Here is a 328-nt window from a genome sequence, read left to right as displayed (position 1 = left end):
CAGTATTTGCGATTAAACAAAGACCAGCCGCATATAAAGGATTTAATCCGAGACCTGCTAGAAGCGCTGCCGTGATTGCTACTGGTGCACCGAATCCCGCAGCCCCTTCTAAAAATGCTCCGAATGAAAAACCAATTAGAATAACGAGTAAACGGTGATCGTTTGTAATAGATAATACAGATGCACGAATGACATCGAATTGACCTGTTTTTACGGAAATTTTATACAAAAATACCGACATAATGATAATCCAAGCAATTGGCCATAGTCCGTATAAAAAACCGTATCCGGTTGCTGCCATCGCCATTGTGAATGGCATTTTATAAGC

Annotated in this window: 1 protein-coding gene; it reads right to left on the bottom strand. The window is 40.5% G+C overall.

Annotation, left to right across the window (positions count from 1 at the left end; genetic code table 11):
- Positions 1 to 328, bottom strand: a 328-nt coding sequence (locus FE392_RS23225; protein WP_319932032.1) for an L-lactate permease, incomplete at both ends; no start/stop codon positions are given.

The sequence above is a fragment of the Xenorhabdus santafensis genome, assembly GCF_033949405.1.
Classification (GTDB): Bacteria; Pseudomonadota; Gammaproteobacteria; order Enterobacterales; family Enterobacteriaceae; genus Xenorhabdus; species Xenorhabdus santafensis.
The sequence above is the reverse complement of the archived record's forward strand: the minus strand, read 5'-3'. Positions and strand labels throughout refer to the sequence as shown.